This is a genomic window from Streptomyces sp. NPDC058001, from assembly GCF_042886315.1.
In the GTDB taxonomy this organism is placed as follows: Bacteria; Actinomycetota; Actinomycetes; order Streptomycetales; family Streptomycetaceae; genus Streptomyces.
Window position 1 is genome coordinate 498,516 of record NZ_JBHVQT010000008.1, and the last position, 25,243, is coordinate 523,758.

At 70.2% G+C, this 25,243-nt stretch carries 18 protein-coding genes; 6 read left to right on the forward strand and 12 right to left on the reverse strand.

Features of this window, described 5'->3' with window-relative positions; translation table 11 throughout:
• Nucleotides 1–172 precede the first annotated feature (172 nt).
• The 6 genes from ACFVT5_RS22590 to ACFVT5_RS22615 all read right to left on the reverse strand — a co-directional run bounded on the left by ACFVT5_RS22590 (nucleotide 173) and on the right by ACFVT5_RS22615 (nucleotide 4,243).
• Nucleotides 173–1,558 (reverse strand): 8-oxoguanine deaminase, encoded by a 1,386-nt coding sequence (locus ACFVT5_RS22590; RefSeq protein ID WP_389890641.1) that lies wholly within the window; start codon nucleotides 1,556–1,558, stop codon nucleotides 173–175.
• 43 nt (nucleotides 1,559–1,601) lie between these two features.
• Nucleotides 1,602–2,534, reverse strand: a complete 933-nt coding sequence (gene pucL, locus ACFVT5_RS22595; RefSeq protein ID WP_389890644.1) for a factor-independent urate hydroxylase — start codon at nucleotides 2,532–2,534, stop codon at nucleotides 1,602–1,604.
• A gap of 7 nt (nucleotides 2,535–2,541) precedes the next feature.
• Nucleotides 2,542–2,952 (reverse strand): hydroxyisourate hydrolase, encoded by a 411-nt coding sequence (uraH, locus tag ACFVT5_RS22600; protein ID WP_389890647.1) that lies wholly within the window; start codon nucleotides 2,950–2,952, stop codon nucleotides 2,542–2,544.
• Nucleotides 2,949–3,461, reverse strand: coding sequence for a 2-oxo-4-hydroxy-4-carboxy-5-ureidoimidazoline decarboxylase (gene uraD, locus ACFVT5_RS22605; RefSeq protein WP_389890650.1), 513 nt, complete (start codon nucleotides 3,459–3,461; stop codon nucleotides 2,949–2,951). The genes uraH and uraD overlap by 4 nt, the downstream gene beginning before the upstream one ends.
• Nucleotides 3,462–3,605: 144 nt before the next feature.
• Nucleotides 3,606–3,926, reverse strand: coding sequence for a helix-turn-helix domain-containing protein (locus tag ACFVT5_RS22610; RefSeq protein WP_389890774.1), 321 nt, complete (start codon nucleotides 3,924–3,926; stop codon nucleotides 3,606–3,608).
• A 53-nt stretch (nucleotides 3,927–3,979) separates the two neighbouring features.
• Nucleotides 3,980–4,243 (reverse strand): hypothetical protein, encoded by a 264-nt coding sequence (locus tag ACFVT5_RS22615; protein WP_389890652.1) that lies wholly within the window; start codon nucleotides 4,241–4,243, stop codon nucleotides 3,980–3,982.
• A gap of 135 nt (nucleotides 4,244–4,378) precedes the next feature.
• Here ACFVT5_RS22615 and ACFVT5_RS22620 point away from each other — a divergent pair, with 135 nt between their 5' ends.
• Together ACFVT5_RS22620 and ACFVT5_RS22625 are read left to right on the forward strand one after the other, a co-directional pair.
• Nucleotides 4,379–5,206 (forward strand): TIM barrel protein, encoded by an 828-nt coding sequence (locus tag ACFVT5_RS22620; RefSeq protein ID WP_389890655.1) that lies wholly within the window; start codon nucleotides 4,379–4,381, stop codon nucleotides 5,204–5,206.
• A 56-nt stretch (nucleotides 5,207–5,262) separates the two neighbouring features.
• Nucleotides 5,263–6,159 (forward strand): 2-hydroxy-3-oxopropionate reductase, encoded by an 897-nt coding sequence (locus ACFVT5_RS22625; RefSeq protein WP_389890658.1) that lies wholly within the window; start codon nucleotides 5,263–5,265, stop codon nucleotides 6,157–6,159.
• Nucleotides 6,160–6,547: 388 nt separating this feature from the next.
• Here ACFVT5_RS22625 and gcl read toward each other — a convergent pair whose 3' ends face one another.
• Nucleotides 6,548–8,326, reverse strand: coding sequence for a glyoxylate carboligase (gcl, locus tag ACFVT5_RS22630; RefSeq protein WP_389890777.1), 1,779 nt, complete (start codon nucleotides 8,324–8,326; stop codon nucleotides 6,548–6,550).
• Nucleotides 8,327–8,602: 276 nt separating this feature from the next.
• Between gcl and ACFVT5_RS22635 the strand changes: the two genes are divergently transcribed.
• Nucleotides 8,603–9,307 carry a hypothetical protein gene (locus ACFVT5_RS22635; RefSeq protein WP_389890661.1) on the forward strand — a complete coding sequence of 235 codons (705 nt, stop codon included), beginning with the start codon at nucleotides 8,603–8,605 and terminating at the stop codon, nucleotides 9,305–9,307.
• A 16-nt stretch (nucleotides 9,308–9,323) separates the two neighbouring features.
• On the opposite strand, the gene ACFVT5_RS22640 is transcribed toward ACFVT5_RS22635, so the two are convergent.
• The gene (locus ACFVT5_RS22640; RefSeq protein WP_389890664.1) at nucleotides 9,324–10,964 is read right to left on the reverse strand and encodes an AMP-binding protein; all 1,641 of its coding nucleotides are present in this window, start codon (nucleotides 10,962–10,964) and stop codon (nucleotides 9,324–9,326) included.
• Nucleotides 10,961–12,634 carry an AMP-binding protein gene (locus tag ACFVT5_RS22645; protein ID WP_389890667.1) on the reverse strand — a complete coding sequence of 558 codons (1,674 nt, stop codon included), beginning with the start codon at nucleotides 12,632–12,634 and terminating at the stop codon, nucleotides 10,961–10,963. Before ACFVT5_RS22645 ends, ACFVT5_RS22640 begins: the two co-directional genes overlap by 4 nt.
• A 108-nt stretch (nucleotides 12,635–12,742) precedes the next feature.
• Between ACFVT5_RS22645 and ACFVT5_RS22650 the strand changes: the two genes are divergently transcribed.
• Both ACFVT5_RS22650 and ACFVT5_RS22655 read left to right on the forward strand, forming a co-directional pair.
• Entirely contained in the window at nucleotides 12,743–13,573 is an 831-nt protein-coding gene (locus ACFVT5_RS22650) for a response regulator transcription factor (protein WP_389890670.1), read from the forward strand.
• A 67-nt stretch (nucleotides 13,574–13,640) separates the two neighbouring features.
• Complete coding sequence (locus tag ACFVT5_RS22655; protein ID WP_389890673.1) at nucleotides 13,641–14,291, forward strand: LysE family translocator; 651 nt, start codon at nucleotides 13,641–13,643, stop codon at nucleotides 14,289–14,291.
• A 444-nt stretch (nucleotides 14,292–14,735) separates the two neighbouring features.
• Here the strand turns inward: ACFVT5_RS22655 and ACFVT5_RS22660 are convergent, their stop codons facing one another.
• Nucleotides 14,736–15,923, reverse strand: a complete 1,188-nt coding sequence (locus ACFVT5_RS22660; protein ID WP_389890676.1) for a winged helix DNA-binding domain-containing protein — start codon at nucleotides 15,921–15,923, stop codon at nucleotides 14,736–14,738.
• 248 nt (nucleotides 15,924–16,171) lie between these two features.
• On the opposite strand from ACFVT5_RS22660, the gene ACFVT5_RS22665 reads away from it, so the two are divergent.
• Complete coding sequence (locus ACFVT5_RS22665; RefSeq protein ID WP_389890780.1) at nucleotides 16,172–17,287, forward strand: magnesium and cobalt transport protein CorA; 1,116 nt, start codon at nucleotides 16,172–16,174, stop codon at nucleotides 17,285–17,287.
• Nucleotides 17,288–17,350: 63 nt separating this feature from the next.
• Here ACFVT5_RS22665 and ACFVT5_RS22670 read toward each other — a convergent pair whose 3' ends face one another.
• Nucleotides 17,351–23,677 (reverse strand): SDR family NAD(P)-dependent oxidoreductase, encoded by a 6,327-nt coding sequence (locus ACFVT5_RS22670; protein ID WP_389890679.1) that lies wholly within the window; start codon nucleotides 23,675–23,677, stop codon nucleotides 17,351–17,353.
• Nucleotides 23,678–23,899: 222 nt separating this feature from the next.
• Nucleotides 23,900–25,216 (reverse strand): beta-ketoacyl synthase N-terminal-like domain-containing protein, encoded by a 1,317-nt coding sequence (locus ACFVT5_RS22675; RefSeq protein ID WP_389890682.1) that lies wholly within the window; start codon nucleotides 25,214–25,216, stop codon nucleotides 23,900–23,902.
• Between the last annotated feature and the right edge of the window lie 27 nt (nucleotides 25,217–25,243).

Consider the following 25,243-nt stretch of genomic DNA (forward strand, 5'->3'; position numbering starts at 1 on the left):
GCTGGGGCGCGTACGGAACTCCCGTACGCGGGACATGTGTTGCCGGACGGTGCGACCGTTCCGGGGAGCGCGCACGTCTGTGCGCGCTCCCCGGACACGGCTGCCGTGGACCCCGTTCGGGTCCACGGAGACCGGCCGAGGGCCGTCCCCCTCGGCCGGACTTCCGGGGAGGTCAGCCCTCGGCGGCGATCCGTGCGAGGCGGCGCGCCTGGTCCCGCGTGGAGCGGGCTACGGCGTCCTCGTCGACGTGCAGGAGCCGTCCGTCCTCGACGACCGGACGGCCGCCGACGAGGGAGAGGGTGACCGGGGCCGCCGCGCCGAAGACCAGGGCGGTCACCGGGTCGGCGATGGAGGCGTGCGCGAGGGTGTCCAGGCGCCACAGCACGAGGTCGGCGACCTTGCCCGCCTCGATGGAGCCCAACTGTCCGGCGCGGCCGAGCACTTGGGCGCCGCCGAAGGTGCCGAGCCGTAGTGCCTGACGGGCGTTCAGCGCGGCCTCTCGGTGGCTGCCGAGGCGGTTGATGAGCAGGGCGTTGCGCAGTTCGGTGTGGAGTTCGCCGGACTCGTTGGACGCGGTGCCGTCCACTCCGAGGCCGACGGGGACGCCGGCGGCGAGCATGTCGGGGACACGGGCGATGCCGGCGCCGAGCCGGGCGTTGGACGAGGGGCAGTGCGCGACCCCCGTCTTGGTCCGTGCGAAGGCGTCGATGTCGGAGTCGTTCATATGGACGCAGTGCGCCATCCACACATCGTCGCCGAGCCAGCCCGTGGACGCGAAGTAGTCCGTGGGACCCATGCCGAACAGCTCGTGGCAGAACTTCTCCTCCTCCACGGTCTCCGAGCCGTGGGTATGCAGCCGCACCCCCTTGCGGCGGGCCAACTCGGCGCCCTGAAGCAGCAGTTCGGTGGTGACCGAGAACGGTGAGCAGGGTGCGACGGCGATCTGGGTCATCGCGTCGAACGAGTCGTCGTGGTACTGGTCGATGGTCGCCTCGGTGGCGGCGAGCGCGCCGTCGAGGGTCTCGACGGCGAAGTCCGGCGGCAGACCGCCGTCCGAGGTGCCGCGGTCCATTGAGCCACGGGCCAGGGTGAAGCGGACGCCGGTCTCGGACGCGGCGCGGATGATCGCGCCGGACAGGTCGCCCGCGCCCCGCGGGTAGACGTAGTGGTGGTCCATGGCGGTGGTGACACCACCGCGGGCCATCATCGCGAGTGAGCCCTGCGCGGCGGCGTACGCCATCGGTTCGTCGATGCGGGCCCAGGTCGGGTAGAGGGCGACGAGCCAGTTGAAGAGGTTGTGGTCGGTGGCCAGGCCGCGGGTGATCCACTGGTAGAAGTGGTGGTGCGTGTTGACGAGGCCCGGGGTGAGCAGATGGCCGGTGCCGTCGACGCGGCGGACCACGTTCTGAAGTCCTTCGGGCGCCGGACCTGGCCCGATCGACTCGATCCGGGTGCCGGCGACGACGACATGGCCCGACGCGTACTCGGTGTCGTCCGCGTCGACCGTGGCGATGGCGCAGTTCTCGATGACGAGGCGCTGGGCCGCCGTTGCTGCCATGGTGCGTCCTTCGGTGGGTGGCGGTAGGGACACGGCCGGGCCGTCAGAGATTGGTCAGGTCGGTGGGGATCAGGGGCTCGGCGCCCGCCCGCAGGACGGTGGCCTCGATGAGCCCGTAGGGCCGGTCGGCGGCGAAGTAGACGGCCCCGTCGGCGGTGTCGTTCTTCAGTCCGAACGGCTCCAGGTCGACCAGGAAGTGATGCTTGTTCGGAAGCGAGAAGCGGACCTCGTCTATCTCCGAACGGTTGTCGATGATCCGCGAGCCCATGTGGTAGAGGGTCTGCTGGAGCGAGAGCGAGTAGGTCTCCGCGAACGCCTGGAGCATGTGCTTCTTGGTCTGCGCGTAGGACACCTCCCAGTTCGGCATGGGCTCGGCGTCGTCGGTCCAGTTGAACCGCCAGCGCCCCGACACCTGCGTCGCCAGGATGCGGTCGTGCGCCTCCTTGAGCGTCGTGTACTTGTCCTTGACGTAGCCCCAGAACTCGGAGTCGGTGGTGTTCATCACGACGAGGTCCTTGAGCCCCGAGACGACCTCCCAGCGCTCACCGTCGTAGGTGATCTGGGTGACGCGGGTCTCCTGGCCCTGACGGACGAAGGAGTGCCCGGCCTCGGCAACGCGTTCCCAGGCGTACTCCTCGATCCGGATACGGGCCCGGTGGATCGGCTCCTGCGAGGTGACGAAGTGCCGTGCGAGATGGATGCCGAACTGCTCGGCGGACTCGATGCCGTGCTCCTTGGCGAACGCGTACACCGTGTTCTTGGTGGTGTCGGTGGGCAGGACGTTCGCGTTGGAGCCCGAGTAGTGGACCTCCTCCATGTCGCCGGAGAGGGCGACGGAGACGTTGAGGTCCTTGATGTGGTGGGTGGCGCCGTCGCGCGTGATCTTGACGACGCGGTTCTCGGCCTTGCCGTACTGGTTCTGACCGAGCATCACGGGGCGGGCGGCGGCGGGGTCTTGGCGGGAAGAGTCGGTCATGTGTCTGCTAGCTCCCTCGGTAAACGGAGTAGCCGAACGGGTTGAGCAGCAGCGGTACGTGGAAGTGCTCGCCCGGTGCGACGGCGAAGGTGATCGCCACCTCGGGGAAGAACACGGGGATGAACCCTCCGGGTGTGCCGCTGTCCCGATGCGCGGGGGCGTCCTGCTGTGCCTCGGCTCGCTTCTTCTCGAAGTACGGCTCGACGGCGAAGTCGAGCCGGACGTGGGTGGTTCCGGCGGGTGGTGCCGGAAGGTCCTTGCACCGTCCGTCGGCGTCGGTCGTGGATGCTCCGAGCGTCACCCAGTCGGCGGCGGGGTCCGGTCGGGCCGCGAGCGAGACGGTGACGCCGGCGGCGGGGCGGCCCGCGCTGGTGTCGAGGATGTGGGTCGACACCGACGCCATGGTGTCCGTGCTCATGTGCTCTCGCCTTCGAGGAGTCGGGTCAGCCGAATGCGGTTGATCTTGCCGAGTTCGGTGCGGACGATCTCGCGTTCGCGCTCCGGCGGGTTGTCGATCCGTTCCCTGACGGCATCCCGCAACTGCTCGCCGGTCCGGCCGGTCGCGCAGATCAGGAACACCTGGCCGAACCGTTCCTGGTAGGCCAGGTTCAGTTCGAGCATCTCGGCCTTGAGCCGGTCGGACGCCCCGGTCATCCCGCTCTGTTCGCGTGACGAGGTGGGGTCGCCGGGCCTGGGGCGCCCGATCGGAGGGTGTCCCGCCATCGCCTCCGCCAGGTCCTCGTCGGTCAGCTCGGCCATGGCGGCGTCGCTGGCGGTGAGCAGGGCGTCGGCGGTGGTGAAGGGGCGCTGGGCGAGCAGGGCGGTCCCCCAGGCCGAAGAGGCGCACACCTCGTGCAGGGCGGTGGTGGCCGCTTCCTCCGGCAGGGCGTTGAACCGGGCGGTGTCCGGTGTCGAGGGCGACGTCACGGGAGCCTCCGTGGCCTTGATGCTGGACGGGCTGCGGACAGCTAACGCCAGCGGAAACACCGCGTCAACACTTTGTTGAAAACTTTGGGCGAGGTGAACCGTCACGCCGGATTCCGCGCGCCGCGGCCCGCAGGGGCCCGCGCTTCAGTCGCCCTTGGCGGCGTTTTCCCTGTTCAGGTAGTTGTAGACGGTGAAGCGGCTGACGCCGAGCGCGCTCGCGACGGTCTCGACGCCGTGCCGGACGGCGAAGGCGCCGCGCGCCTCCAGCGCACGGACGACCTGTTGCTTGGTCTTGCGGTCGAGTGCGGCGAGGGGCTGTCCGTGCTTGCGTTCCAGCGCGGCGAGGATGTGGTCCAGGGAGTCCGCGAGCTGCGGCAGCCGTACGGCGATGACGTCCTCGCCCCGCCAGGCGAGCACCACGTCGTCGTCGCCTGCCTGGTCCGGTGGGACGAGTTCACCGCCCATCGCGTCCACGAGTGGCTTGACGGCGGCCACGAAGGGGTCGTCGGCGGACGCGGTCACCGGTCGCCCTCCGCACCTGGGTCTTCGATGACGTTGACCTGGAGCGAGACCCGGGTGGCGCCGGCCGCGAGGGTCCTGCGCAGCAGTGCGTCGACCGCCGTGAGGACCGCGTCGGCCCCGCCCTCGGCGGTGTTGCCGAAGGGACCCACGTCGACGGCGTCCAGGTCGGCGCCCTGGATGACCTCGCGGGCGACCAGCGCGTGCCCCGGCGCCTCGTCGAGGTCGAAGGGTTCGGTCGTGAACTCCACTCGCAATCGCACCCGCACAACCTACTGCGACCTCCGGATTTTCCGGCAGCCCCCTCCTGACCCTCTTGACAACCCCCGAGCTTCACCGGCAATCTTCCGGTAAGCAGAATTGAACTTCCGCAATACGGAAGGAGCGCCGCACTCCTCATGGGATACTCCGACCAGCGCTTCGATGTGAACCTGTCGATCCTCTTCACCGAACTCCCGCTCCTGGAGCGCCCGGCGGCAGCCGCCGACGCGGGCTTCACGGCGGTCGAGCTGTGGTGGCCCTGGGTCGATGCGCCCACGCCCGAGCGGTCCGCGCTCGACGCCCTGCGACGGGCGATCGAGGACGCGGGCGTCCAGTTGGTGGGCCTGAACTTCTACGCGGGACAGCTACCGGGCCCCGACCGGGGCGCCCTGTCGATCCCCGGCGCCGAGTCCGAGCGGTTCCGCGCCAATGTCGACGTCGCCGCCGACTTCGCGCGGTCACTCGGCTGCACCGCGCTCAACGCGCTGTACGGCAACCGGGTCGAGGGCGTGGACCCGGCGGAGCAGGACGCGCTCGCCCTGGAGAACCTGACGATCGCCGCGCACGCGGCGGACCGCGTCGGCGCGGTCCTGCTGATCGAGGCCCTGAACGCGCCCGAGTCGCCGCTGTGCCCGATCGTCAGCTCCGACAAGGCCGTCGAGGTCGTGGACCGACTCAACGCCACGACCGGACTGGGCAACGCCCGGTTCCTGATGGACCTCTACCACCTGGCCATGAACGGTGAGGACCTCCCCTCGGTCATCGCGCGGTACGCCGACCGGACCGGCCATGTGCAGATCGCCGACAACCCGGGCCGCGGCGCCCCCGGCACCGGCTCGCTGCCGCTGGAGGAGCTGCTCGACCAACTGCGGAAGGCCGGTTACGACGGCTGGGTCGGCCTGGAGTACAAGGCCGGCGACCGGCCGAGCGCCGACACCTTCGACTGGCTGCCCGCCAGGACCTGAGACGAGACCAGGGCTTGAGACAAGACGCCAGGGCTTGAGACAAGAGAGGCATCCTCATGAGCACGAGCACCCTTCCCAAGGTCGCCTGGATCGGCCTCGGCATCATGGGCTCGCCCATGTCCGAGAACCTGATCAAGGCCGGTTACCAGGTCACGGGTCACACCCTGGAGCAGGCCAAGCTGGACCGGCTCACCGCTGCCGGGGGCACGGCCGCCGGGTCGATCGCCGAGGCCGTCGCCGACGCCGACGTCATCGTGACGATGGTGCCCGCGTCCCCGCAGGTCGAGGCCATCGCGTACGGGCCCGACGGCATCCTGGAACACGCGAGGTCCGGGGCCCTGCTCATCGACATGTCGTCGATCACCCCGCAGACCTCCGTGGATCTGGCGCGGGCCGCCGGGGCGAAGGGCCTGCGGGTCCTGGACGCCCCCGTGTCCGGCGGTGAGGCCGGCGCGATCGAGGCCGTCCTGTCCATCATGGTCGGCGGCGAACAGGCCGACTTCGACCACGCCAAGCACCTGTTCGACGCCCTCGGCAAAACCGTCGTGCTCTGCGGACCGCACGGCTCGGGCCAGACGGTGAAGGCCGCCAACCAACTGATCGTCGCCGTCAACATCCAGGCGTGCGCGGAGGCCGTGGTCTTCCTGGAGAAGTCCGGCGTCGATCTCGGGGCCGCGCTGGACGTGCTCAATGGCGGTTTGGCCGGATCGACGGTACTCACCCGTAAAAAGGCCAACTTCCTGAACAGGGACTTCGCGCCGGGCTTCCGTATCGATCTCCACCACAAGGACATGGGCATCGTCACGGACGCCGCGCGCAACGTCGGCGCCCCCCTGCCGGTCGGCGCGGTCGTGGCCCAGCTCGTGGCCAGCCTGCGCGCGCAGGGCGACGGGGGCCTGGACCACTCGGCGCTGCTGCGGGCCGTGGAGCGGCTCTCCGGCGCTCAGGTCTGACCCCGGATTCGACCCCGGATTCGACCCCAGATTTCCGGGCCGCGGCGCGCCGACATCTGTCCTGTCGCGCCCAGGCGCCCCGCGGCCCGGATTCCACTCAATTCCCAGACCCCGGTGAGGACCTCGGCGGCTCGCGAGCCAGTGCGGTGGTGAAAGTTCCGGTGCCCGGCTCGACCTGAGGGCAGGACACCGTGAACCGTCGCGACCCCGTGGGCCCGCCGGCCGGAAGTGCCGGGTACGGAAGATCCCGTACCCGGCGCTTCCGTATGCCCCGTATCCGTACGCGCATTTCCGTACGCCCGTATCCGTACTCCCGTATCCGCACGCCGGAAGGGGCCGTCCACCCGGTCGGACGGACGGCCCCGCATCCCTGTTTGTTCCGGTCCGATCAGACCTTCAGGGTCCTGATGGACGTCGGTGCGTGCCACGGCTCGGTGGCGATCTCCTCGAACTCGGTGACGTCGCTGATGTCGGCGGTGCGGCTCATCGAGATGTTGGTGATCCGTTCGAGGATCGCCTCGACCACCACCGGCACCCGGTACCGGGCGGCGAGTTTCTTGGCCTCCTCGAAGGCGGCACCGAGTTCGTTCGGGTCGGTGACCCGGATCGCCTTGCAGCCGAGGCCCTCGGCGACCTTGACGTGGTCGACGCCGTAGACGCCCAGCTCGGGCGAGTTGATGTTCTCGAATTCGAGGTTGACCTCGAAGTTGATGTCGAGTCCGAGCTGTGCCTGCCGGATCAGCCCCAGATAGGAGTTGTTCACCAGCACATGGACGTACGGGATGCGGTGCTGTGCGCCGACGGCGAGTTCCTCGATCATGAACTGGAAGTCGTAGTCCCCGGAGAGGGCGACGACGGGGTTCTCCGGGTCGGCGGTGGCGACGCCCAGGGCGGCCGGAATGGTCCAGCCGAGGGGGCCCGCCTGGCCGCAGTTGATCCAGTGCCGGGGCCGGAACACGTGCAGCATCTGGGCGCCGGCGATCTGCGAGAGGCCGATCGTGGTGACATACCGGGTCTCCGGGCCGAACGCCTTGTTCATCTCCTCGTACACGCGCTGCGGCTTGATGGGGATGTCGTCGAAGTGGGTGCGTCGCTGGAGGGTGGACTTCCGCTCGCCCGTGGAAGCGATCCACGCGGTCCGGTCGGGCAGCCTGCCCTCGGCCTTCAGCTCCCGCGCCACCTGGACGAAGAGTTCCAGGGCGACCTTGGCGTCGGAGGCGATCCCGTAGTCCGGGGCGAAGATCTTGCCGATCTGGGTCGGCTCGATGTCGACGTGGACGAATGTGCGGCCCTGTGTGTACACGTCCAGTTTGTAGCCGGTGTGGCGGTTGGCCCAGCGGTTGCCGATGCCGAGGACGAAGTCGGACTCCAGGAAGGTCGCGTTGCCGTACCGGTGCGAGGTCTGGAGGCCGACCATGCCGGCGTTCAGCTCATGGTCGTCGGGGATGGCGCCCCAGCCCATCAGGGTCGGGATGACCGGCGTACCGGTCAGCTCCGCGAACTCGACGAGCAGGTCGGACGCGTCGGCGTTGATGATCCCGCCGCCCGCGACGATCAGCGGGCGCTCGGACTCCAGGAGGAACGAGAGTGCCTTCTCGATCTGGGCGCGGGTCGCCACCGGCCGGTACACCGGCAGCGGCTCGTATGTCTCCGGGTCGAACTCGATCTCCGTGAGCTGCACATCGGTCGGCAGGTCGATGAGGACGGGGCCGGGACGGCCCGAGCGCATCAGGTGGAACGCCTGCTGGAAGACGCCGGGGACCTGCGCGGCCTCCAGGACCGTCACGGCCATCTTGGTGACCGGCTTCGCGATCGACGCGATGTCGACGGCCTGGAAGTCCTCCTTGTGGATCACATGTGTCGGCGCCTGGCCGGTGATGCAGAGGATCGGGATGGAGTCGCCGGTCGCCGAGTACAGGCCGGTGATCATGTCGGTCCCCGCGGGCCCCGACGTGCCGACGCACACACCGATGTTTCCGGGGTGTGTACGGGTGTACCCCTCGGCCATGTGTGAGGCGCCCTCGACATGGCGGGCGAGGGTGTGCGCGATGCCACCCCCCTCCTTGAGCGCCTTGTAGAAGGGGTTGATGGCCGCGCCCGGCACACCGAACGCGTGGGCGACGCCCTCCCGCTTGAGGATCTCAACTGCCGCGCGGGCAGCGGTCATACGAGCCATGGAGTACTCCTGCTTCGGCTGTCGGATTCAGGCTCCCGTCGCGCCCCGCGGCAAGCCCGCCTCTTTCGACTTCTTTCCACATCGTGGAAACTATGTTCTGCTATATGGAATCAATTTAGAGGGCGGTGCCTGGACCGTCAAGAGAGCCGAAACCCCGGCGGAGGCTGTGCCGGAGGAGGACGATGAAGGGAATGGAGGGAACTGCCGCTTGGGCAGCCTGGGAAGCCTGGGGGTCTTGGGAAGCCTGGGGATCTGGGGGGAGAGGCGATGACCGAGACCGTGCCGGTGCGGTGTCCCGACTGCCGGCGCGAGCATGCGTACGCCGCCACGGCCCTCCCCTGCCCCTGCGGCGCCCCCGTCGCGCCGCCACTGATCCCCGGCGCGCCACCGCTGCGGGTGACCCACCGGATCTGGGCCGAGGACTGGGTGACCGTACGGTGCGGGGCGTGCGGACGTGAGGACCAGTGGCCGAGCCCGGAACTGGGCTGCTCCTGCGGCACGTTGCTGCGTGTTCCGGTACGGGAGACAGCGGGCCCCGACCCCGTCGGCCTCCCGCTGCACACCCCACGGCCCGCGCCCACGCCGGTCCCGCGCCCCGCCTTCCAGCCGGTCGCGGTACGCACCCCGCGGGACGCGGTGATCGTGGCGGCGCTCTATCTGCGCTGGCTGGGCTGGCGCGAGATCCGCCAGGCGAAACGCCCGCCCCCGACCGGCGTCGCACTCACCGCGCCGGGCGTCATCGCCCTGGTGGAACCCACCGTGCTGCCCGTCTCCCTCCAGGACGTGGAATGCCTCTGGCTCACCTCGCTGACGGAGGAGGCGGCCCCGGTGTCCTTCTCCCTCGCGGGCTACGAGGAGGACGCCAGGACCCGCGCCGACGAACTGGCCGTCCCTCTCTTCGTCATCGACCTGACGGGAACCCCGCAACCGGTCAACAGCCCGGCGGACGAACTGAATTCAACGGGCGCGTGACCCCTCTTGAGGGGACCTACACCCCGTAAGTCTCGCGGAGTTCGACCTTCCGTACCTTCCCGCTCACCGTCATCGGGAAGGCGTCCAGGATGCGCAGGTCGCTGGGAATCTTGTAATGGGCGAGCTGGTCGCGGCAGTACGCGCGCAGTTCGTCCAGCGTCGGCGGGTCCTCCGGGTCGCGGGGGATGACACAGGCCAGGACCGCCTCGCCGTACCGTTCGTCGGGTATGCCCACCACCTGGACGTCGGCGATCTTCGGGTGTCCGTACAGGAACTCCTCGATCTCGCGCGGGTAGATGTTCTCGCCGCCACGGATGATCATGTCCTTGATGCGGCCGACGATCTTGAGGTAGCCGTCGTCGCGCATCACGGCGAGGTCCCCGGTGTGCATCCAGCGACCCTCGTCGATCACCTCGGACGTCCGCTCGGGATCGCCCCAGTAGCCGAGCATCACGCTGTAGCCACGGGTGCACAGCTCGCCGGACGTGCCGCGCTCCACGGTGACTCCGTCGACCGGGTCGACCACCTTGACCTCGATGTGCGGCAGCGCCCGGCCGACCGTGCCGGTGCGGCGTTCCAGGTCGTCGTCACGGCGGGTCTGCGTCGACACGGGCGAGGTCTCGGTCATGCCGTAACAGATGGACACCTCCGCCATGTGCATCTCGGCGACCACCCGTTTCATCACCTCGACCGGGCAGGGCGAGCCCGCCATGATGCCGGTGCGCAGCGACGACAGGTCGTACGACGCGAAGTCGGGGAGGCTCAGCTCCGCGATGAACATCGTCGGCACCCCGTACAGCGAAGTGCAACGCTCCTGTTGGACAGCGCGGAGGGTGGCCGCAGGGTCGAAGGACGGCGCGGGGATGACGACGCACGCGCCGTGCGAGGTGGCCGCCAGATTTCCCATGACCATGCCGAAGCAGTGGTAGAAGGGCACCGGTACACAGATCCGGTCCCGCTCGTCGTAGCCGACCGTACGGCCCACCCAGTAGCCGTTGTTGAGGATGTTGTGGTGCGAGAGCGTGGCGCCCTTCGGGAAGCCGGTGGTGCCCGAGGTGTACTGGAGGTTGATCGGGTCGTCGCAGCTCAACTCGGCCTGTCGCGCTACGAGTTGACTGCTCCACGCCGAAGTTCCGGCGGCCGTCAGGTCGTCCCAGGACGGGTCGCCGATGAACACCGTCCCGCGCAGTTCCGGGCAGCTTCCGCGAACTTCCCGGATCAGGGCACGGTAGTCGGTGGACCTGTGCCCGGTCGACGCGACGAGGAGGGACACCCCGGCCTGGCGCAGCACGTACTCCAACTCATGTGCCCGATAGGCGGGGTTGATGTTCACCATGATCGCGCCGACGCGTGCGGTCGCGTACTGGACGAGGACCCACTCCGGGCAGTTGACCGCCCAGATACCGACCCGGTCCCCCTTGAGCACGCCCCGCGCGAGCAGCGCACGGGCCAGCCGGTCCACGTCGGCGCCGAACTCGGCATACGTCCAGCGGCGCCCCGATCCCACGTCCACGAGCGCGTCCCGGTCCGGGAACGCGGCGACCGCCCGGTCGAGATTGCGGCCGATGGTGTCCCCGAGGAGGGAGGTGTCGCTGGTGCCGTGGGTGTACGACAGTTCGGGGGCGGCTCCGGTCATGTCGCCGGTGGCTCCGGTCATCGGAAGTCCTCCTCGCGGTACTCGTCCGCCGAGCCCCGTGCCGTCGCCTCGCGCAGCTCGATGCGGCGGATCTTGCCGGACACCGTCTTGGGCAACTCCCCGAACTCCAGGCGCCGGACGCGCTTGTAGGGCGCGAGGACGCTGCGCGCGTGCTCGAAGAGGAGCTTCGCCGTGTCGGGGCCCGGCGTGTAGCCCTCGGCGAGGACGATGTACGCCTTCGGGACGGCGAGCCGCACCGGATCGGGCGCCGGGACGACGGCGGCCTCGGCCACCGCCTCGTGCTCCAGCAGGGCGCTCTCCAGCTCGAACGGGGAGATCTTGTAGTCGGACGCCTTGAACACATCGTCCGATCTGCCCACATACGTGATGTACCCATCAGCATCCCGGGAGCCGATGTCGCCGGTGCGGTAGTAGCCGCCCGCCATGGCCTCGGCGGTCCGCTCCGGGTCGCCGTGGTAGCCGGTCATCAGGCCGACGGGACGCGTGGACAGATCAAGGGAGATCTCGCCCTCCTCCACGCCGGGTTCACCGGTCACCGGGTCGAGCAGGACCACCCGGTAGCCGGGGCTGGGGCGGCCCATGGACCCGGTCTTCAGCTCCTGCCCGGGACTGTTGGAGACCTGCACGGCCGTCTCGGTCTGCCCGAAGCCGTCCCGGATGGTGACGCCCCAGGCCCGCCGGACCTGCTCGATGACCTCGGGGTTCAACGGCTCCCCCGCGGCGACGACCTCGCGCGGCGGGGTCCTCAGACCACTGAGGTCGGCCTGGATGAGCATGCGCCACACGGTCGGCGGCGCGCAGAAGGTGGTGACGCCCGACCGGTCCATCTCGGCCATCAGCCGGGCCGCGTCGAAGCGCGCGTAATTGTGGATGAAGACGGTCGCCTCGGCGTTCCACGGCGCGAACAGGTTCGACCAGGCGTGCTTGGCCCAGCCGGGCGAGGAGATGTTGAGATGAACGTCGCCGGGACGCAGCCCGATCCAGTACATGGTCGCCAAGTGGCCGACGGGATACGACACATGGGTGTGCTCGACCAGCTTGGGCCGGGCGGTGGTCCCGGAGGTGAAGTAGAGCATCAGCGGATCGTCGGCACGCGTCGGCCCGTCGGGCGTGAACTCCGCGGACGCCCCGTACGCGTCCTCGTACGCGAGCCAGCCCGGCACCTCGCCGCCGACGGTGATCCGTGTGTAGTCGCCGGGCACGTCGTCGAACTTCGCGGCGTCCGCCGCGCGCACGATCACGTGCCGGACCCGGCCGCGCTCCACCCGGTCACGCAGATCGGCGGGCCCGAGCAGCGGGGTCGCCGGGATGACCACGGCCCGCAGCTTCATCGCGGCGAGCGCGGTCTCCCACAGCTCGGTCTGGTTGCCGAGCATCACCAGGATGCGGTCACCGGCGCCGACGCCCCGTTCCCGCAGCCAGTTGGCGGCGCGGTTCGAGTACGCGGCCATCTCGGCGAAGGTCCGCACGGCCCGGGAGCCGTCCTCCTCGACGATGTGCAGCGCTTCGGCGTCGTTGTCGCGCGCGATGACGTCGAACCAGTCGAGCGCCCAGTTGAACAGCTCGGGCCGCGGCCAGGCGAAGCCCTCGTACGCGGCCGGGTAGTCCGCGCGGTGTCGCAGCAGGAAATCCCGCGCGGCGCGGAACTCCTCGGTGGCGCTCGTCGTCATGTGTCCTCCAGGTTGCGGGCCCCTTGCCTACCATCGTGGGATCCGTGATGCGGGTCTCACCACCCCCGGAAGGGGGTACGGCGGGAGAGTGGGAAAGGGAGCGGGCGTGTGACGGCGGACGGCACCGAAGCGGTGGAGATGCGGACCGCGCTGCTGCGTCTGCGGCGCGCATCGGGGCTGCCGGTGGCCTTCGGCGGGCTGGTCGAGTCGGGTGGCCGGCAGATCCGGATCCGGGAGATGACCGGCACCGCGACGGCCGCGCTGCGCGCCCTCGCCGTCTCCTCCGGCAACGGCCTCGGCGGCAAGGCGATCGCCCTGTCCCGCCCCTGCGCGGTCACCGACTACAGCTCCTCGCGGCACATCAGCCACGAGTACGACATGGCGGTCGAGACGGAAGGGCTCCGCTCGGTCCTGGCGGTACCGGTGGTCGTACGCCGCCGGGTGCGGGGTGTCGTATACGGGGCGTTGCGCGCGGCCCAGCCGCTCGGGGACCGGACCCTGGGGCTCGCGGTCGCGGCGGCGCGTGATGTGGAACAGGCCCTGGTCGTACGGGACGAGGCACGGACGCTGCTGACCGCCGCGCGGGAGCCGGCCGGGGACTGCGGGGCGTGGGAGCGGGTCCGTGAGGCACATGGTGCGCTGCGCGCGCTGGCCCCGCGCATCGGTGACCCCGCGCTGCGCGCCGAACTGCTCACGGTTTGCGAACGCCTCGCCTCGGCACCCGAACGAGTGACGGCGCCGGTCGCCCCGCTGGCTCCCCGGGAGATCGATGTACTGACGTGGGTCGCGTCGGGGGCGACCAACGCGGGGGTCGGTGAACGGTTGGGCCTCCGACCGGAGACGGTGAAGGCGTACTTGCGCTCAGCCATGCGAAAGCTGGACGCACACACGCGCTGGGAGGCGGTCTCCACGGCACGACGGACGGGGCTGTTGCCGTGACCGGTTGCGCGGACGTTGTCGGTGGGGGCTGCTTCAATGAGGGAAGGTCGAGTTGGGGGTGGTGGGCATGGTGTCCGGTGAGCGGGTTGTTGCGTTCGCGTTGATGTCCCTGTTGGTGATCGTGATTCCGGGACCCAGTGTGCTGTTCGTGATCGGACGCGCCCTCGCGCACGGGCGGCGGACGGCGGTGGCCACCGCGCTCGGCAATGTCGTCGGGTCGTACGTCCTGGTCGTGGCGGTAGCCCTCGGCGTCGGCTCCCTGGTCGAGCGGTCCGCGACGGTGTTCCTCGCGGTGAAGCTGGCGGGCGCCGCCTATCTGGTGTTCCTCGGGGTGCAGGCGTTCCGGCACCGTAAGGACATGAAGGCGGCGGCGATCGAGGCCGGACCGGTGCCCGAGGCCGCGCGCGGAGATGTACGGACCCTGCTCGACGGCGCGTTCGTCGGGCTGACCAACCCGAAGGGCATCGTGTTCTTCGCGGCCGTACTGCCCCAGTTCGTGGACCACGGCGCCGGTCAGGTACCGGCCCAGATGCTGCTCCTCGGACTCATACCGATCGGCATCGGCCTCGTCACGGACACCCTGTGGGGTCTGACCGCGTCGGCGGCACGAACCTGGTTCGCCCGGTCGGACCGACGGCTTTCGGTGATCGGCGGAGCGGGCGGCTTCGCGATGATCGGCCTGGGCGTGACGGTGGCGGCGACGGGCCGGGCGGATTGAGGGCGGGTGGTCAGGGGTGGGGCGAGCGGGACTGAGCGCCCGTGGCACGCGTAGGACGGGCTGAGTGCTGGTGTCCGCCGGCAGGGGGCGGGACTGAGCGCCGGTGACCACCCGCAGGACGGGCTATGTCCCGACAGCCATCCGCAGGACGGGATAAGTGCCGGTGACCACCCGCATGGGGCGGGACCGAGCGCCGGTAGCCACCCGTAGGACGGGCGAGAATCAGCGCCCGTGGCACCCGCAGTACGGGCTGGGTCCCGGTGACCACCCGCAGGCGGCGGGACCGAGCGCCGGTAGCCACCCGTAAGACGGGCGGGAATCAGCGCCGGTAACTACCCGCAGGCGGGCGGGAATGAGCGCCCGGGGCCACCCGCAGGACGGGCTAAGTGCCGGTGGCCGCCCGTAGGGCGGGCGGGTGGGGAGTGCCGGGTTTCGAAGGACCGGTCAGCCACGCGGAGCGACCGGCGCCACCACGGTGTCGAACCGGATGTCGTACGCCGTCGACGGCTCCGTCACTACGTCGAGCAGCCGCGCGGCCTCCTCCGTGACGGCGTCCCGCCGCGCCCGGGTGAGCGGTGCGAACTCCTCCACGGTGAGCACCGCCCGCCCGTCGCGCCGCTCCTCCAGATTCCATACGCCGGCCACGAGTCCGTCGACCAGCAGGACGCGGTAGGCCCGGTTGCCCTGCCAGGTCCGGCCCTTGAAGGCGTCGGGCACCAGGCGGGACCGGTCGGCGTAGGAGAGCAGCAGATTGTCGAACTCGGGCAGCAGGCGCGGCGGGGCCTCGGTGTCGGGGTCCGGGCGGGGCGCGTCCGGCAGATCGAACAGTTCGACACCGTTCTCGTCGCGGAACGTCAGCAGTTCGGGCCGCAGCCGCTCGAAGGTGTCCCGCAGCCGGGTCACCCCGGCCCAGGTCTGCATGTCCTTCACGGACGCGGGCCCGAACGCGGCGAGATAGCGGCGTACGACGTCCTCGGCCGGCGGCGCGGGCAGCGCGGCGCGGCCCAGCCACCGTTCGGCGGTGGTGAGCGTGACCTGACCGCTCTCCCGCCACAGGCCGCGCGGCGTGATCTGGACAAGGGGCAGCAGACAGCGGGCGGCTACGGCCAGGGCCTCTGGTGCGGCGTGCGGCCAGTGCGTGATCAGCGCCTCACGCAACTGCTTCATCGTGCGGGGCTCCTCCTCGACCAGTTCGCGGCTGATCCGGGCCAGCAGGTCGAGATCGACACCGGCGAGCCCCGAGCGGAAGGCGGCGAGTTCCCGCACACGCGCAGGCTGCACGAACGGGCGCAGCCGCAGGGCGTCCTCGGCCGTGTGCGTGTGAATGGTCGACCGCATGGTGACGATCCGGACGACCTCGCGGTCCCGCATCAAGGTGGAGAGATGCTCGGGCGCGAACCCGTCGAGGCGGGCGGCGAGCGCGTAGTACGGCGGCTTCACGTTCTGCGCCTGGAGGCCGCCGAGGTGTTCGACGGCGTCCCGGGCGGAGAGGGGAGTGCGGCGGAGCAGATGCTGCCGGGCGAGGGTGGCGCGGCCGAGGGCGCGCGGGCCGAGCACCGGGGCCGGGGTGCGAGACGCGCTCTGCGTACGAGGCGTCGTACAGGGCGTCGTACGGGGCGTCCTTGAGGTCATATCTCGCACAGTAACGCCCCTTGCGGACACCCCCTGTCCGCATCAAGGGCGCGGGGTCCTGCGACGGTCGGGACATTTGGGCCGTATATCCTGCTCCGTGGCCGAAGAGACGTACGGGCGACACGGTGACACGGGAGGCGTCGAGGATGCCGGAGCCAGCACACCTCCCCGTACCGTCCCCGGACGGCAGCCCCGAACCGTCGCGCGGCGGTGAGCGCGAGAAGACCCCGCGGCATGCGCTGCGGTACATGTGGACGCGCCGCCCGTCGACCGTCCCCGCGACCTCGCCGACCTCCGGTCCGCCGCCCCCGGCCGAGGACCCGCCCGCACTCGCGGCGGAACCCCGCAGCATCGTGGAGACGGCCCTGTACCGGGGAGGCGTCCGAGTCTCGTCGCCGACGACGCTCGCGGACACGTACCGCGAGCTGCGCGACCAGCCCGACGGAATGGCGTGGATCGGTCTCGCCCGCCCGACCGAGGCGGAACTCCTGTCCCTGGCAGCCGAGTTCGACCTTCATCCGCTGGCGGTGGAGGACGCGATGGAGGCACATCAGCGGCCGAAGCTGGAGCGGTACGGCGAGACACTGTTCGTGGTCCTGCGGGCGGCCCGCTATCTCGACGCGCAGGAGGAGGTCGACTTCGGCGAGTTGCATGTCTTCGTCGGCCCGGACTTCGTGATCACCGTACGACACGGCGCCGCACCCGATCTGTCGGCGGTGCGCCACCGTATGGAGGACTCCCCCGACCTGCTCAAACTCGGCCCGGAGGCGGTGCTGTACGCGATCCTGGACGCGGTGGTCGACGGGTACGCGCCCGTGGTCGCCGGTGTCCAGAACGACATCGACGAGATCGAGACCGAGGTCTTCCGGGGCGACCCCGCCGTGTCCCGCCGTATCTATGAACTCTCCCGCGAAATGGTCGAGTTCCAGCGCGCGACACGTCCGCTGGTGGGCATGCTGCACGCGCTGATGGCGGGGTTCGCCAAGTACGGCACGGACGAGGAACTCCAACGCAATCTGCGGGACGTGGCGGACCACGTCACACACACCAGCGAGCGCGTGGACGGTTTCCGCCAGGCGCTTCAAGACATCCTGGCGGTCAACGCGACGCTGGTGACACAACAACAGAACGCGGAAATGCGGGCGTTGGCGGAGGCGGGCTTCGAACAGAACGAGGAGATCAAAAAAATCTCCTCCTGGGCGGCCATCCTCTTCGCCCCCACCCTGGTCGGCACGATCTACGGCATGAACTTCGACCGCATGCCGGAGTTGCAGTGGGTGCTCGGATATCCCTTCGCCTTGATCCTCATGGCCGCCGTTTGCACCAGTTTGTACTTCATCTTCAAGCACCGGGACTGGCTCTGAGTAACGGCCGCGAGACCAGGTGCGCCGGGGAGTACGGGGCGGGAGGCACACCGGCGCGGAACGCTACGTGCCGGAATTCGATGGGCTCTCTTCCGGTACCAGGCCCATGCGGTCGGCCAGGGCCGTGGCGAGGGAGGCCACGGTGGGGTGTTGCCAGACGAAGTTGCCGGCCAGGTGGACGGCGAGGTCGGTTTCGAGGCGAATCCGCAGTTCGGTGGCCAGGAGCGAGTCGAAACCGAGGGCTTTGAGCGGGGTTTGCGGGTCCAGTGTGGTGCTGCCGGTACGCAGGATGGCTCGGATGTGGTCGGCCAGGTAGGTCTCCAGGGCGGTCTCGCGGGCAATGCCGGCGGGCAGGGCTTCCAGACGGGCGCGGATGCCGGTGTCGCCGGCCGTGGGCTCGTCCGGCCCCGGAAGACCGTCCGAAGTGAGGAGGGAAAAGAGGCTGGAATCCGCATTCGTGCGGGGGATCCAGGTCCGGGGTGGGCCGGGGATCACGGCCGTCTGGACCCGTCGCTGGGCGAGGAGGGTGTGCAGGGCCTCGATGCCCTTGCGCGTGGGGATCGTCTCGTAACCGCGATCCGCGAAGTCGGTGGCCTGCCCGATTTCACCCCAGGGGCCCCAGTTGACGGCCAGCGTGTGTCGGCCGTTGCGGGTGCGCCAGGTGGCGAAGGCGTCGAGCCAGGCGTTGGCGGCGGCATAGGTTCCCTGTCCTGCGTTGCCCAGCAGAGAACTCATCGAGGAGTACAGAACGAACCAGTCCGGTGCGTGGTCGGCCATGGCCCGATGGAGGTTCCAGGCACCGGTGACCTTGGGGGCCCACACCCTTTTGAGTTGGTAGTCGCGGACGTCGGTCAAGGCGGCGTCGCTGAGGACCATGGCGCAGTGCGCGACCCCGCGCAACGGGACACCTCCTTCGGTGGCGGCCTTGACCAGGCGTTCGGCGGTGCCGGACCGGGAGATGTCGCCGAGGACGATCGTGGTCCGGGCGGGCAGGGCTTCGACGGCGCGCGCGGTGTCGAGAGACGGGGATCGGCGGCCGTTGAGGACGATATGGCCGGCTCCTTGCTCCGCGAGCCAGCGCGCGGTGGCCAGTCCGAGACCGCCCAGACCGCCGGTGATGATGTAGGCACCGTCGGCGCGTACGACGGGAGGCCCATCGGGCAGGACGGCGGTGGCCTCTCCCTGGTCCGGGACGGTCAGCACCATCTTGCCGATGTGACCGGCTCGGGCCATCAGATGGAAGGCGTCGGCGGCACGGTCGAGCGAATACGCGGTGCACAGCAGTGGTTTGAGGCGCCCAGCGGTGAGGTGGTCCATGACCTCGCGCAGGACGGTGGCGAACAACTCGGGTCGCCGCTGCTGGAGTTCGATGAGATCGACGGTGCTGAAGGTGATGTTGTGGCGCAGCGGGGCGAGTCCGAGGGCGGCGTCGGCCATGATGTCGCGTACGCCGAGTTCGACGAAGCGGCCGAACGGGCGCAGGGTTTCGAGTCCGGCGCGGACCGCGGGGCCGGCCAGGGAGTTGAGGACGATGTCGACTCCCTCGCCTCCGGTGGCCTGGCGGGTCTGTTCGGCGAAGGCCAGAGTGCGGGAGTCCATGACGCAGCGGATGCCGATGCCGCGCAGGTAGTGTCGCTTCTCCTCGGTGCCGGCGGTGGCCAGGACGTCCGCGCCCAACAGTCGGGCGACAGCGATCGCGGCCAGACCGGTGCCTCCGCTGGCGGAGTGGATGAGGACGCGTTCACCGGGGGTGAGCCGTGCGACGTGGTTCAGGGCGTACCAGGCGGTGAGGAATGCCGTGGGAAGTCCGGCGGCCGTGGCGGGTGTGAGGGCGCGCGGCACGACGGCGACGGCGCCGGCGGGGACGGTGATGAAGGAGGCGAAGGCACCACCTTCGAGCTGCACGGCGAGCACGGCGTCTCCGGTGCGGACATGGTCCACACCGGGTCCTACGGCGGTGACCTCGCCCGCGCACTCGAAGCCGATGCGGTAGGGGGTGACCGGTTCCGAGCCGAGCATGCCGAGGGCGGTCAGGACGTCACGGAAGTTGAGGCCCGCGGCCTGGACGCGTACTTCGACCTCGCCCGCGCCGGGGGGACGGCGGCCGGACGCCGCCAGTTCGAGGCTGTCGAGATCGCCGAGACGTCCGACGCGCAGCCGGAAGCCGTCCTGGCCGTACTGGAGGATTCGGCTGGTGCAGGCGGTGCGTTCGGTGGGGGTGACGGGGGCGCGGTCGATGCGTGCGACGTATCGGGTGCCATCGCGCAGTGCGACCTCGTCGTCGGGCGCGTCGGCCAGGAGTTCGGCGGCCAGTGCGCGCAGCCCGCGTTCTCCGAAGTCGGTGTCGACGAGGGTGGGCCGCAGGCGTGGATACTCGACGGCTACGACGCGTGCCACGCCGCGCACGGTGCTGTGAGCGGGATGACCGGTCTCGTCCTCGGTGACGGCACGGGCCTGCCGGGTGGCGGCGTACAGGCGCCAGGATCCGGCGTGGCTGTCGGCGGCCTGGGCGAAGGCGAGCAGTCGCCGTGCGCGTCGCTGTGCGCCCTGGGTGGGATCGGTGTCATCGGCGGACGGCGTGCCGGACAACAGGACGACAGCGCGCCAGGGGGCCGTACCGGCGGCCAGGTGATCGCTGAAGGTGTCGACCAGTGAGGCGAGTTCCTCCGGGCCCAGCGGAGTTTCCCGCACCTCGGCCTGGGCGCCGGCGTCGCGCAGGAGTGCGGCCAGGTGTCCGGCTTCGCCGTCTCCCTCACCCACGACGAGCCAGTTCCCGGGCGGGGTCCGCGTGGTGTCAAAACGGGGCTCGCGGTGCCACCCGAGTGCCATGAACCACTGGTCGACGGGTGTGCCGTCGGCAGGTGCGCGGCGGGCGAAGCGCACACCGTCGAGGGCAAGGACGGGTCGCCCGTCGGCGTCCAGGACACGGACGTGTCCGCCCAGGGTCGTAGCGGTGTTCTCGGTGATCCAGGCGTGGGCGTGTACCGCCGCCGCGGGGTCGCCCAGGATCCGCAGGGCGCCGACCTGGACCGGCAGGATCGGCGCGGGTGCGGTGTCGTGACCGGCTCCGGCGACCAGTAGTTGCAGACACAGGTCGAGGAGGACGGGGTGGAGGCTCAGGGCGTGCTCGGGGACACGGGCGGTGGGCGGAAGGTCGATGCGGGCCCAGAAGCTGTCCCGGCGGTCCGTGGTGTGGAGCGTGGTGATGCCGGTGAAAGCGGGGCCGTGTTCGAGGCCGCAGGCGCGCAGCCCGGCGTACAGGGTGGCCGGGTCGAGGGCGACGGGGTGCCTGAGGTCGAGGGCGCCGACAGTGGCGGCATGGGCGGTCTGGCGCACGGGCACCCGGCGGGCGACGGCCGAGGCGTGCAACTGCCAGGATCCGTCGGGGTGGCGGGAGTGGATCTCGCACGTGGTGTGCTGGGAGGTGGCGAGGGTGAGCGTGGTGTTCAGTTCGGTGTCGCCGGTCAGGCGCAGCAGGTCGTGGAAGGCGACGTCGGTGATCTCGACGTCCGTGGCCCCGCCGCCGAGCGCGGTGTGGGCGGTCGTGTGGAGGAGGGAGCAGAAGGCGGCGCCGGGCAGGACGGCGGTGCCGTGGACGCGGTGGTCGTTGAGCCAGGGCAGATGGTGGGCCGGGGCGGCGGCACGCCACGTGTGGCGGATCTGGTCGCCGGGGATCTCGGTGTGCCGACCGGGCAGGGCGTCCACGTCGGTCGATGTCCCCTGGCCGGAGGCCCAGTGGCGGGTGCGGTCGAAGGTGATGGTGGGGGCGTCGGTCAAGGAGCCGCCGTCGTACAGGGGAGCCCAGTTGACGGTGCCGCCGTTGCAGTGGAGGGTCGCGAGCTGGGTCCGAAAGGTGGTGGCTTCGTCCTGTGCGCGGCGCAGTGTGGGCAGGACCAGGGCGTCGGGGGCCAGTTCGGCCAGACTCTCGGTGAGGGACTGGGTGACCACGGGGTGGGGCGAGATCTCGATGTAGATCTGGTGGCGATCCTGCGCGGCGGCGGCCACGGCGGGCTGGAAGCGGACGGGTCGGCGCAGGTTGTCGCACCAGTAGGCGGCGTCGAGGAGAGGGCCGTGCCGCGGGTCCTCGGTCACGGTGGAGTAGAAGGGGATGCGGGGCGGACGGGGGTTCAGGCCGGTGAGTGCTGCGTGCAGGTCGGTCAGGAGGGGTTCGACGTGGGCGCTGTGCGACGCGACGTCGACCGCGATGGGCAGGGCGGGGATCCGGCGCTGTTCCCATCGGGTGATCAGCTGGGCGATCTGGTCGGCGTCGCCGGAGACGACGGTGGTACCGGGTGCGGCCAGGACGGCCACGGAGACGGCATGGGTCCCGGCGTCCACGAGGTCGGCCTCCACAGTGGTGTGGTCCAGACCCACGGTCGCCATGGCTCCCGTACCCGCGATCCGCTCCAGTAGTGCCGAGCGGCGGCAGATGACTCGGACCCCGTCGCCGAGGGTGAGCGCTCCGGCCACGACGGCGGCGGCGACCTCTCCCATGGAGTGGCCGATGACGGCGGCGGGCTGGACGTCGTATGCCTGCCATGCCGCCGCCAGGGCGATCTGCAGCGCGAAGAGGACCGGCTGGACCCGCGGGCATCCGGTGACGGGTTCGCCGGTGCGGATCAGGTCGAGGACGGAGAAACCCGCCTCGTCCCGGATGAGGGCGTCGACGTCGGTCAGGGCCTTGGCGAAAGGCCCGTGCTGCGCGAGGAGTTCTCGGCCCATGCCCGCCCACTGGGAGCCCTGGCCGGAGAACACCCATACCGGCCGGCGGGGGGCAGTGACATCGGCCGCGCCCGAGATCAGGGCCGGATGGGCCTGCCCGGAGGCGAACAGCCGCAGTGCGTCGCGGGTTTCGGTGCGGGAACGGGCCATAACAACAAGACGCCCTCGACCGGGGCTACGGCGCAGCGCCAGGGTGTGGGCGACGTCCCGAAGCGGGACGCGCGCTCCGTCCGAGTCCAGCCAGTCGGCCAGACGACGGGCGGCGGCCGGCAGCGCTCGGTGGGATCCGGCCGCGACGAGGATCGCCTCGGGCGGTGCGCTCTGAGGCCGACGTGGAACGGGCAGGCCGGCCCGCCGATGGGACGGGGGTTGTTGCAGGATCACATGGGCGTTGGTGCCCGAGAAGCCGAACGAGGAGACCGCGGCCAGCCTGACGGGCTGTTTCCTGGGCCACTGGGTCGATTCGACGGGGACGAAGAGGCGGGTGGCGTCCGCGGAGATGTCGGGGTGCCAGCGGGTGAAGTGCAGGTTGGGAGGGATGACCCCATGGTGGAGGCACAGGACGGTCTTGATCAGTCCGGTGATGCCCGCGGCGGGCTCCAGGTGGCCGAGGTTGGTCTTGACCGAGCCGAGGGCGCACGGGGAGAGGCCGTTGCCGTACACAGTGGCCAGGCTCGTGAACTCGACGGGGTCGCCCACAGGGGTGCCGGTGCCGTGGGCTTCGATCAGTGAGATCTGGGCCGCGTCGATGCCGGCCCGGGAGAGCGCCGTGCGGTAGAGGGCCTGTTGGGCCGTGGGGGACGGGGCGGCGAGCCCGTCGGAGCGGCCGTCCTGGTTCACTGCCGACCCGCGGACGACGGCGAGGATGCGGTCGCCGGCCTTGCGGGCGTCGGTCAGGCGTTTGAGGACGACGACTCCGCAGCCCTCGCCGCGGACGAATCCGTCGGCTGCGGCGTCGAAGGTGTGGCAGCGTCCGGTCGGGGACAGCATGCCCATCCTGGCGAAGGATCGGGTGGTGCGTGGGGTGAGCATGAGGGTGACGCCGGCGGCCAGCGCGAGGTCGCACTCCTCGCGCTGCAGTGACTGGCAGGCCAAGTGGAAGGCGACGAGGGAGGACGAGCACGCGGTGTCGAGGGCGATGCTGGGGCCGTTCAGGCCGAGGAGATAGGAGATGCGGCCGGCGGCGACGCAGTGGCCGTTCGTCAGGATGGAGCCTTCCAGTTCCTGGGGCAGGCCGACGAGTTGGTCCATGTAGTCGTTGTAACTCAGGCCGGTGAAGACGCCCGTCGGGGAGCCGGTGAGCCGGTCGGGGGCCAGGCCGGCGTGTTCCAGGGCCTCCCAGACGACCTCCAGCAGGAGTCGGTGCTGGGGGTCGAGGACGTCGGCTTCGCGACCCGATACGCCGAAGAAATCCGCGTCGAATCGTGAAACGTCGCTCAGGTACCCGCCCCGCCGGTACAAGGTCTGTGCGTCTGCTGCCGTCCCGTCGCCCGGTCCTGCCAGGTCACGACCGGGCGGAGGGGGGCCCACCGCCTCGCGGCCCTCCATCAGCAGACGCCACAAGGCGGCCGGGGAGTCGGTGTCTCCGGGTAGCCGGCACCCCATGCCGATGACGGCGATGGGTCCATTGGCACTGGCACGGCGAGTGGTGTGACTGTCGAGGGGCACGGCATTCTCCTTGTCGTCCATGAGGGAAGGGGGGAACGGATGCTGTGTGAGGAGAAGGAGGTGTGCCACGCGGCAGGGCGCACCGGAGCGCGTACCGAATGCCGGCGGCGGACGTCCGGACCGATCTGCGGGAAGCCTCAGGAGGGCGTGCTCCCGCGGGTCCCCACCTGCCTCGGACCGGCGACGACCCGCACACAGGGGAGACGGCCCGGCAGGGGGGATTCACACGTCGGGGCTGCCCAACAGGATCGCGCTCTTCACTCCCCCGACCTGGTAGTTGAAGCTGAGGGCGTAGTCGAAGTCGAGGGGCCGGGTAACCGTCCCCGGGACCGGGTCGAAGGTCAGATTCTCCGCCGGCTCCTCGCAGTTGGCGGTGGGACACACCTGCCCGTGGTTCATCATCAGCAGCGTCACGGCCACCCCGAGGCAGCCCGCGGGTGCGCCGTTGTGACCGAAGCAGCCCTCCTGGGAGGTCATGAGCAGATCGCGTGACGCGGGGCCGTACAACTCCTTGATCGCGTTCGCCTCGAACGTCGTGACCACCACATTGCCGTCGCTGCCGCCATGGACGTAGGGCACCTGTCCGATCTCCCAGGTGTCACCGAGGCATCGCCGTACCGCCGACACCAGCGCCTTTCCGGTCTCGTCACAGGCCAGTGGGTTGGCAAGACCGTCCCGGGTGGTGGCCTGCGCGAGGACTTGGCCGTAGAGACGGGCGTCCCGGCCGAAGGCGTGTTCCCGGCTCTCCATGACGAGGGTCGCGGACCCTTCGCCGTGATTGATGCAGTCGGCACGCCGGTCGTACGGGCGCATCAAGGAGTCGAACGACGGCAGGAGCGCGGGCATGTCCTGGGACCGCAGGGCTTCGTACGAGTGCTGGGCTCCGCTCAGCAGTCGCTGGATGTTGCGGATGAGCGTGACACTGAAGACGTCCACCCCCGTCACCACGGCGATGTCGACCTCGCCCGCGGCGATCATGCGTTGGGCGTTTCCGATCTGGAGGGCCGAGGACGCACAGCCGCACGAGACGGTGAAGTTGGCGCCCCTCGACCGCGTGAGCGCGCCCTGCACCAGGGCCACATCCGAGGGGGTGACAGCTTGCTCCGCCGCGACGAACATCTCCATCGCCTCCGCGACGGGAAGGGTCGCGGGATCGGCTCTCAGGACGGCGAGATAGCTGTCGATGTTGGCGTCCACACCGCCACGGCCGACGAGGACGGCGGCCTCTTCCAGATCACTGTGGACATCCAGGTCCGCGTCCGCGCACGCCTGTGTCAGCGACACCAGCCCGAAGCGGTGGGCATCCGTGTAGTGGCGGGAGAAGAACTCGGGAATGCCGGGCGCTCGTTCCTCGAACGCTTCGGCCGACAGACCTACCGTGCCGTAGTAGACACCCTTTTTGATGAGGCAGGACATTCCGCTGGAGGCCACCTGCCAGAGGTCGTCGGCGCTGAAGACCGGGGACTGGATGCCCGGAAGGCACAGTCCGATGCCGGTGACCACCACGTCCCGCGCCCGTCCTCCGGTCCGCCGGCTCACGAGTCACCCGCAGGTGACGATGGATTG